Source organism: Fibrella aestuarina BUZ 2 (assembly GCF_000331105.1).
GTDB classification, from domain to species: Bacteria; Bacteroidota; Bacteroidia; order Cytophagales; family Spirosomataceae; genus Fibrella; species Fibrella aestuarina.
Genome location: NC_020054.1, coordinates 4733198 through 4741837, shown reverse-complemented (window position 1 = coordinate 4741837; position 8640 = coordinate 4733198). Strand labels below are relative to the sequence as shown.

Genomic DNA, 8640 nt, shown 5'->3' with positions numbered 1-8640 from the left:
GACGGTCAGGGTTTTTTATGAATGACATCGCTTTGCTTACCCCAGCCGGTTGATGCAGTTGAGGTCTTCGAAGGCTGTTTTCAGGCGGGCAACCATGCTCTCTTCGCCTTTGCGCAGCCATACGCGGGGGTCGTAGTATTTTTTGTTGGGCGAGTCGGCTCCTTCAGGGTTGCCGAGCTGGCTTTGCAGGTAGCCTTCTTTCGCCTTGTAGTAGTTCAGCACACCCTCCCAGGTCGACCACTGCATGTCGGTATCGATGTTCATCTTGATGGCACCGTACTGGATGGCCTCGCGGATTTCCTCGCGGCTTGAGCCTGACCCACCGTGGAATACGAAGTTCACCGGCAGCGGGCCCGTTCCGAAGTTCTGCTGAATGTAGTCCTGCGAATTTTTCAGGATGATAGGCGACAGTTTTACGTTGCCCGGCTTGTAAACGCCGTGCACGTTACCGAAAGCCGCCGCAATGGTGAAGTTGGGCGAAATCTTGCTCAGGTGCTCGTAGGCGTAGGCTACTTCCGAGGGCTGCGTGTAGAGTTTTGAGTCGTCAACGTCTGAGTTGTCAACGCCGTCTTCTTCGCCGCCGGTTACGCCCAGCTCAATCTCAAGCGTCATGCCCATTTTGGCCATCCGCTCGAAGTATTTGCATGAGATTTCGATGTTTTCTTCGATCGGCTCTTCCGACAGGTCGAGCATGTGCGACGAGTACAGGGGCTTGCCCGTCTGGTCGAAGTGCTTTTCTGAGGCGTCGAGCAGGCCGTCGATCCAGGGCAGGAGTTTCTTGGCGCAGTGGTCGGTATGCAGGATCACGGGCACGCCGTACAGAGCGGCCATCTGATGCACGTGCAGGGCACCCGAGATCGACCCGGCAATAGCCGCTTTCTGGCCTTCGTTCGACAGGGCTTTGCCCGCGTAAAAGATGCCACCCCCGTTTGAGAACTGGATGATCACCGGCGAGTTTACGGCCTTCGCGGTTTCCAATACGGCGTTGACCGAGCTGGTGCCTACTACGTTGACTGCCGGAAGGGCGTAATCGTTTTCGTTCGCGTGGCGAAAGATCTCAGAGACTTGATCGCCCGTGACAACGCCGGGCGCAAAACGGGTGGCTACTTCACTCATGGAAGAGGATTGTTTAATTATGCCTGGAAAAACTTTTATTTAAGAAAGTTTTGACGAAGCGCAATGATTACTGATTGTCAAAAGTACGGTTTTTCATCGAATGACGGGCGATACTCAGGTGAAGGCCGTTGGGAAGGAATGGGTATGCCGAAATGGGTTACCGTTCTCAGTCTGATGCTGGGCATTGTTCAGACGTTGTTGGGCCAACCAGCGCCAGCGGTTGTACCAGTAGCAGATTACGACGTGTACGCCACCGTACTCAATGGTTTCGTTGCTGACTATCGGACCCGCATGGGATCTTCAACCGAGCCAGTGGTATTGCTTAAGGAGCACACAGAAGTACAAACGCGGTATGGCTTTCGGGTTAATTTCAACGAATTGAAGCCGGGAACGTGGCTGACTCATCCACGGTTAGATAGCCTACTCGTTGATCCTGAATGGGTTGCTTTCTTTGCGTCGATTGATACCAGCCAGTTTACCCGACTTAAAATGAATCAATTACCCAAGGTGGCTGGCTGCAAGGCGATACGCTGGACACAAACACTAAGCGATCGCTATTTTTCGCCCGCTAGTGCCAAGAGAGGGCACTACGGACTTACAGAAGACTACAAGGGCTACGCAGGTATCGTTTCTTTCTCAAAGGTAGCTTACTCGCCTGACGGAAAGAAAGCGATATGCTACTACTCGAGGGCGAGCGATGGTCTGGCGGGCAGCGGATCGCTTGTCTTTTTTGAAAAGAAAGCAGGTCGCTGGCAGCTAGTTGGCTCCATTGAGCTCTGGGGGGCTTGAGTGTTCAGCTGTGCAGATACGTAGCTGGCCTTCTTCGCTAAAAGTACTTCACGGCCCAGCCAATGAGTTTTTTGACGCGGTCGGTGTAGGGCGGGAAGAGGAATTTCATGGTGCCGAAGTCGCGGCGAAGTACCCCCCGGCGGTGCGACAATTCCTGAAAACCAAAGTAACCGTGGTAGCTGCCAATGCCGCTGTTGTTGACCCCGCCAAACGGTAATTCGGGGTTCGAGAAATGCAGCAAAGCATCGTTGATCACCGTGTCGCCCGCCGATGTCTGGTTCAGCACCTGGTTGATCGTTTGCTGATTGCGGCTGTGAATGTAAAGCGCCAGCGGTTTGTCGCGGCTGTTGATCTGCGCCAGGGCCTCGTCCAGATTCCGAACGCCCACGATGGGCAGCACGGGCCCGAAAATCTCTTCCTGCATGATCCGCATGTCGTCGGTAACCCCGTCGATGAGCGTGGGCTCCACGTAGTTGTCGGCGGCGTTGGTACGGCCACCGAGGCGGATGGTCGCGCCTTTCTGCACGGCATCGTCGATCAGGCTCTTCACGCGCTCAAAATGGCGGTTGTTCACGATCCGGGCGTAGCTGTCGGAGGTGGCGCGGGCGTTAGCGTCGGTCCCATACATGCGCTCGACGGCCTTCTGCACGGCATTGATGAGCGGCGTTTTCACCGACTCCTGCACCAGCACGTAATCGGGCGCGATGCAGGTTTGGCCGTTGTTAAAATACTTCGACCAGGCCAGAATCTCGGCCGTTTTGGACAGATCTGCCGTTTCGTCAACCAGAAACGGCGATTTACCGCCTAGTTCAAGCGTGACCGAGGCCAGGTGTTTGGCGGCGGCAGCCATCACCACTTTGCCCAATGCAGGGCTACCCGTGAAGAAAATGTGGTTGAACGGCAGGGCGAGCATAGCCTGCGCCACGTCGGGCCCACCTTCAACCAGCACCACCTCATCAGGCGAAAACAGGTCGGCGATCATGCGGTTCATGAGGGCAGCCGTATGGGGCGTCAGCTCCGACGGTTTCAGCATACACACATTGCCCGCCGACAGGGCTGTGGCCAGCGGCCCCACCAACAGATTGAAGGGGTAGTTCCACGGGGCCATCACCAGCACCACGCCTTTGGGTTCGTACTTCAGATACCCGCTCGTGCCGACCATCGATAGGGGCGTAGGTACCCGTTGCGGCTTCATCCATTGCTTCAGGTGCTTGATCGTGTACCGCAGTTCGCCCATCAGCGCAGCCAGTTCGCCCAGATCGACCTCGGCGGTTGGCTTGCGGTAATCGGCATACATCGCCTCGTAAATGGCCGGTTTGTTGGTGTCTATCCAGTGCATCAGGCGCTTGAGCCGGTCGATGCGTTCGCGGGCGGTGGTTTGCGCCATCGTGGGGGCGTGTTGCCGCAGGCGGTCGAAGGCCGTTTGCAGGGTAGCCGATAGGTCGGTGAGAGGCTCTTGCGCGATCATAAGGATAGGATTAAGTAAGGATGAAGTTACGAAAAAAGGGCATGGGGCAAGGGGGGGGGCGTGGGATAAACCGGCAACGCTCACCCCATGCCCCATGCCCAGCGCCCGCTGCCGGTTTGCTTGTGTCGAAAAAAAGGGTTGTTTTACTAAAAATTTTGTCAAACCCGATACCGGTCATGTCGCTCGTCAGCAACAACATCAAGTATCTCCGCAAATTGAATGGGTTAACGCAGGAGCAGTTTTCGCAACGTATCGGCATCAAACGCTCGCTGTTGGGTGCCTACGAGGAAGCCCGCGCCAACCCAAACTGGAATACACTCATCACTATTGCTAAACTCTTCAATACCTCGGTCGATCAGTTGTTGAAGCAGGACCTGCGGAAGATTCGTGAAACGCCCGACCTGAGCCTGCCCATCGGCCGCAACGCCACCCCGACGCGCCCATCGACGCCTCCCATTTTTGAGGGCGACGACGCCGACGATGATTTCATTTCATCGCCCCCGCAAATCAGCGACCCGGTGCTGCCCCACACGTCGGCCGAGTCGTCGTTGCAGCCGCAGCCGCTGGTCAACGTGCTGGAAAAATACTATAAACCACCCACGGAGCGGGCCGAGCGCCAAGCCAACCCCGCCGAACGTACCCAGCCCGACCGCGCTGCCCCACAGCCGGCTCCGGTTGGCGTGCTGTATGAGGAAGTACGGGCCCGGGCCGGTCATGCGCCCGGTTCGGCACCGGCGTTTACAGTGAGCCGGGGGCAGGATGACTTTGCGGCGTCCAGTGAACCACTGCCTACCTTCAATAACCATTTTGAAAAGGCTCCGAACGTACCCGTGGCGGCTCAGTCGGCGCCAGTCAGTGCCGACAATTCGGCGCAGGCGATCCATTACGTTGGGTTGGGCCAGTTTGGTGAGTATCAGCAGCGGTTCCAGCAACTCGATTACCTGAGCCGCCTCCCCACCATGCGCCTGCCCATGCTGGCAACGGGGCAATACCGGGCGTTCGAGGCCGATGGCGACTTTACGTTCCCCGGCGCGTGGCTGATCGGGCAGTTCGTGCGCAACTGGTTCGACATTGCCGACGGGCAGTTTTACGTGCTCTTGGTGCAGCATCAGGGTATTCTGGCGCGGCGGGTGGTCAACCAGGTGAGCCACAAAGGTACACTGCTGCTCACGGCCGATAAACCCAACGTACCCAACCGCGAAGTCGCCCTCAAAGACGTGCTCGAAGTGTGGGCCGTGCGGGCCTTCGTCAGTCAGCAGCTACCGCCGCCAGCTCCCAGCTACGACCGCATCCGCCAGCTCGCCGACGAACTACGGTTCGAAGTGGACCGGCTGAAGTGAGTTTAAGGGTTGATGTTTAAGGTTGGCTGGCGCATCTCACTCGGGCGTCAGCCAACCTTAAACTAATCATGGCACTCCATGATCAGCAGCGCACCAGCTTCGGCGGTGATCCGGACGAACCCGTCGGCGGCGGCTTCGTTGCTGCTGCCTGAACGGACCCCCAGCGTGAGCGATTCGTTGTCGAGCGGATACAGCAGCCCCTCCGTGCGGATGCCGTCGACTGTACCGACCGGGATAAGCGACAACGGCGTGCCTTTGGCGAACCACTTCTCGTAGCGCCCCACCAGCGGGTAGATGACCGAATAATCGTCGATCAGCGTGATCTTGATCTGATGGCGGTAGCGAACGATGTTCGTCAGATTAGTGATGGTATGATCCATCCGCCGCCCCGTTGCCCAGACAATGTTGACGGCCGGAAACCCACGTTCGATCAGGAATTCGATGCCTTTGTCGAGATCGGTTTTGTTCTGATCAGGCGTGTGAACGACCTCGATGGGGTATTGAGCGGCCCGAATGGCGTCGACATCAACGTTCCGGTCAAAATCGCCCAGCAGCACGTCTGCTTTAAGGCCCATGTCCATGACACGGTGAATGGCATGGTCGAGCACCACCACGTAGGGCGACCATTCGAGTAATTGGCCCAGTAGGTCGGGCTGGCAGGCTTCGCCATTGGCAATCAGCAAGGCGGGTTCCTGTTTTTCACGGACAATATGATGCGACGACAAGAGGCAGTTTCCAGTTTAAGGTTTACGCGTTTCTAGTTCCTAGTTTGATGAAGAAGCCGTTTACGAATGCGCCAGCGAACTGAAAACTGGAAACGCCCAAACTCTAAACTCATTTTCGAGGTTGGTAGAAAACACAAGTACGAAAAAAGACATGCACATCACAAAACACAAGGTGGCGGCTATCCACTACACCCTGCGCGACGATGCAGGTAAGGTTATTGATTCAAGCGACGGCCGTGAGCCGCTCTACTACCTGCACGGTGAAGGCAACCTGATTCCGGGTATGGAAGAAGGGCTGGAAGGCCGTCAGCCAGGCGATAAAATTCACCTTGATGTCGGTCCCGAAAAAGGCTACGGCCTACGTCGCGACGACATGATCGAGGCTGTACCCCGCTCGGCGTTTGGCGGGCAGCCCGTTGAAGTGGGCATGCAGTTTTCGGCCGGACATGGGCAGATCGTAACCGTCGTTGCGGTAGACCCCGACACGATTACGGTCGACGCCAACCACGAGTTAGCGGGCCAAAACCTGCACTTCGACGTCGAAGTCGTTGAGGTTCGCGATGCGAGCGTCGATGAAATTGCGCACGGCCATGTACACGGCCCCGGCGGAGCGCACTAATCTGGTAATCAAAGACAAAAGGTTAACATTACCTGTCGCGTCGATAGATGAGCGACAGGCAATGTTAACCTTTTGCCTTTAGGCCCTAGTAATGCGTCCGGTCTTCTTTTTGAACCCATTCGTCGAAGACCGTCCGGGCTTCGGGTTGCAGCGCCTGCTGGGTTGGGATACTCCGCTGCGAATAGGGCTTGGCTAGCTCCGCATAGATAAATGAGTCGTCGAAGCCCGCAATAGCGGCATCGGTATGCTCGGCAGCATACACCACGCGAGCCGGCCGCGCCCAATAGATGGCCCCCAGGCACATAGGGCAGGGCTCACACGACGTATAAAGTGTACAGCCGTCGAGTTGGAACGTACCCAGCCGCTGGCAGGCATCACGAATCGCCATCACTTCGGCATGGGCCGTTGGGTCGTTGGTGGAGGTGACCAGGTTGCTGCTTTGCCCAACCACCTCCCCATCCCGAACGATGACGGCGCCAAAAGGCCCTCCTTTTCCGGTGTTCATCCCCTCACGGGCGAGGCCTATGGCCATGCGCAGAAACTGCTCGTCCTGTGTTGAATTGTGTGTCATTTGTTGAGTATAATCACTTTTTAATCGGTATTGACTCAAGTTATTCTAACAAAAATTGTCGGTATGGAGTCTATGTAACAACGCTCGGGAATCACCCGGCAACCACAATAGCATACCTCAATTCACAACGCAATGAACAAGAAATGGTTATTCAGCCTGGCAATTGGCCTTATGCTCTCTGCCGGCGCCTACGCACAGTCTGCAGAACAGAAAGTTGACAATACGGCGCAGGACGTCGGCAACGCGACCGAAAAAGGTACGCGGGCTGCGGGTCGGGGTGCCGTGAAAGCCGGAAAGGCCGTTGGCAAAGCCGGTAAAGCCACAGGCCGGGCCGTTGGCAATGCTGCCAAAGCAACGGGCCGTGGTGTATCGAAAGCCGCCAAAGCAACGGGCCGCGCCATTAGCGGTGAGCCGAAAAAAGAAGACTAAACGTCCTTAAACAGGATCAGCTAACCAAACCGGCTAACAGGGGTTAACCCCCTGTTAGCCGGTTTTTTTGTTGAAACGAATCTTACCAATCAGTAAGAAATATGGCTGTAGTGGCTGTATAGCGGGTAATGCTCGATTGGAAATACTTAGATTGGTGACTTCACCCATCTGAGCTGTGTATGAATAACTTCTTTACTGTGTTTGGCCTGTGGCTCCTGCTTGTGGGGGTATTACCCGCCGAGCTTTCAGCGCAAACAACAAGTGATCGACCTGATGTAATCTATAAAACCGATAATACCACTATCCAGGCTATTATCAATGAAGTTACTGATACTGAAGTTATTTATCGCCGGGCTAGTAACCCCACGGGCCCCCTCTTTCGGACGCGCCGACTCGACATTCGATCGGTTCGCTACGCCAACGGCGAGACGGACGAATTTGTCAAACAAACGGGGGCGGAAGCTTCCCGACCAGACCCTGCCCGCTCGCCATACGAACCCCTTAAGCCGACACGCTATGAACCCAGACCGCGCTATGAACAAGCCGGGCGGCGGCCGTCGTCGCCGGGGTATGCGTTTGAGCGAGGCCATCCGGTACTCAGTGTTGGGGCCATGTTACCCAGCCAAATCACCCCCCTCACGGCAAGTGTCGAGTTTGCGGCTACTAATGACCTGGGGATCGGTGCACGCATCTGGTACTGGTCGAAAGACGGCTTATCCGACGTCACGGTGCAGGCTATGGTCAACTACCACCTGGCGCGGGTCTTAAACGCACAAAATGCGAAGGCCGACCCGTATGTGGGCCTGTCCATTGGCAAAACCTTTCCCTCGTACAAGGGCGGCGAGTCAGGCAATATTGGCGCTAATCTGCAAATCGGGCTGCGCTACTTACTAAGCGAGAAGGTAGGGCCTTATGCTCAGCTAGGGCTAGGAATCGTCAACGTCGACGAGTCATTCGTGTATGGTAACAGCTCGGCGGTTTTTGAACTGGGCATCGCCGTTAAGGTCGGGCGTTAAGGTGGCTCCGTGAGCGGGGTGTGCCTGCCGGGGTGGTAGAGAACAAGCCGCCCCGGCAGGCGTTGTTTTTTGCCCAAAAGCCCCGACCTTTGCCCTATGAAACTGGCCTTACTCCGTTTTCTGCACCTGTTCATGGCCGTGGTCGTGTTGCTCAGCAGCATGGGCTTCGGGCTGGTCGAACACGCGTGTCAGGTGCGGGGTAAACGCGTCTATTCGGTCTACACCAAAGCGGAGCCGGGCTGTGGGCTCTGTTCCGTGCGGGCTACCCACAACGTACCCACCACCTCGGTGCAGGCTACCGACTGCTGCCAGGACAGCACCCGCTATAACAACGTCGACACCAGTTCGTCGCTGAGCCAGTTGCTGGCCAAGTTCATTAAGGCCGTAACCGAGCCGATGGGCGCGGGAATGACGGCGCTGTTTATGGCTCTGTTCGATGGGTTCTTCGCCCAGCTAGCCGCCCGTGCCGTTGTCGGGTACGAATCCCCACCACCGTTGTGGGGCCGGGCGCTGCTGACCTTCGTGCAGGCTTTTCTGATTTGATCGTGAGCGTAATTCCGCTTGCCG

At 56.6% G+C, this 8640-nt stretch carries 10 protein-coding genes; 6 read left to right on the top strand and 4 right to left on the bottom strand.

Annotation, left to right across the window (positions count from 1 at the left end; genetic code table 11):
• Nucleotides 1–36 precede the first annotated feature (36 nt).
• Entirely contained in the window at nt 37–1116 is a 1080-nt protein-coding gene (gene fbaA, locus FAES_RS19485; RefSeq protein ID WP_015332936.1) for a class II fructose-bisphosphate aldolase, read from the bottom strand.
• A 63-nt stretch (nt 1117–1179) separates the two neighbouring features.
• Between fbaA and FAES_RS19480 the strand changes: the two genes are divergently transcribed.
• The gene (locus FAES_RS19480; protein ID WP_041258158.1) at nt 1180–1905 is read left to right on the top strand and encodes a hypothetical protein; all 726 of its coding nucleotides are present in this window, start codon (nt 1180–1182) and stop codon (nt 1903–1905) included.
• A 37-nt stretch (nt 1906–1942) separates the two neighbouring features.
• On the opposite strand, the gene FAES_RS19475 is transcribed toward FAES_RS19480, so the two are convergent.
• On the bottom strand, nt 1943–3373 hold the full coding sequence (locus tag FAES_RS19475) for an aldehyde dehydrogenase family protein (protein WP_041258156.1): 1431 nt from the start codon (nt 3371–3373) through the stop codon (nt 1943–1945).
• 176 nt (nt 3374–3549) lie between these two features.
• Between FAES_RS19475 and FAES_RS19470 the strand changes: the two genes are divergently transcribed.
• Complete coding sequence (locus FAES_RS19470; protein ID WP_041258154.1) at nt 3550–4713, top strand: helix-turn-helix domain-containing protein; 1164 nt, start codon at nt 3550–3552, stop codon at nt 4711–4713.
• Nucleotides 4714–4775: 62 nt separating this feature from the next.
• On the opposite strand, the gene FAES_RS19465 is transcribed toward FAES_RS19470, so the two are convergent.
• Nucleotides 4776–5438, bottom strand: a complete 663-nt coding sequence (locus FAES_RS19465; protein WP_015332933.1) for a thiamine diphosphokinase — start codon at nt 5436–5438, stop codon at nt 4776–4778.
• A 151-nt stretch (nt 5439–5589) separates the two neighbouring features.
• Here FAES_RS19465 and FAES_RS19460 point away from each other — a divergent pair, with 151 nt between their 5' ends.
• A complete protein-coding gene (locus FAES_RS19460) occupies nt 5590–6057 on the top strand; it encodes an FKBP-type peptidyl-prolyl cis-trans isomerase (protein ID WP_015332932.1) in 468 nt (155 codons plus the stop codon).
• 85 nt (nt 6058–6142) lie between these two features.
• Here FAES_RS19460 and FAES_RS19455 read toward each other — a convergent pair whose 3' ends face one another.
• Nucleotides 6143–6628, bottom strand: a complete 486-nt coding sequence (locus FAES_RS19455) for a nucleoside deaminase (protein ID WP_015332931.1) — start codon at nt 6626–6628, stop codon at nt 6143–6145.
• 132 nt (nt 6629–6760) lie between these two features.
• On the opposite strand from FAES_RS19455, the gene FAES_RS19450 reads away from it, so the two are divergent.
• From FAES_RS19450 to FAES_RS19440, 3 genes are all read left to right on the top strand, one after another.
• Nucleotides 6761–7057: a hypothetical protein gene (locus tag FAES_RS19450; RefSeq protein ID WP_015332930.1), complete on the top strand. Its 297-nt coding sequence runs from the start codon at nt 6761–6763 to the stop codon at nt 7055–7057.
• Between the two features lie 179 nt (nt 7058–7236).
• Entirely contained in the window at nt 7237–8073 is an 837-nt protein-coding gene (locus tag FAES_RS19445) for a hypothetical protein (RefSeq protein ID WP_015332929.1), read from the top strand.
• Nucleotides 8074–8169: 96 nt separating this feature from the next.
• On the top strand, nt 8170–8616 hold the full coding sequence (locus tag FAES_RS19440) for an HYC_CC_PP family protein (protein WP_015332928.1): 447 nt from the start codon (nt 8170–8172) through the stop codon (nt 8614–8616).
• The last annotated feature ends 24 nt before the right edge of the window (nt 8617–8640 follow it).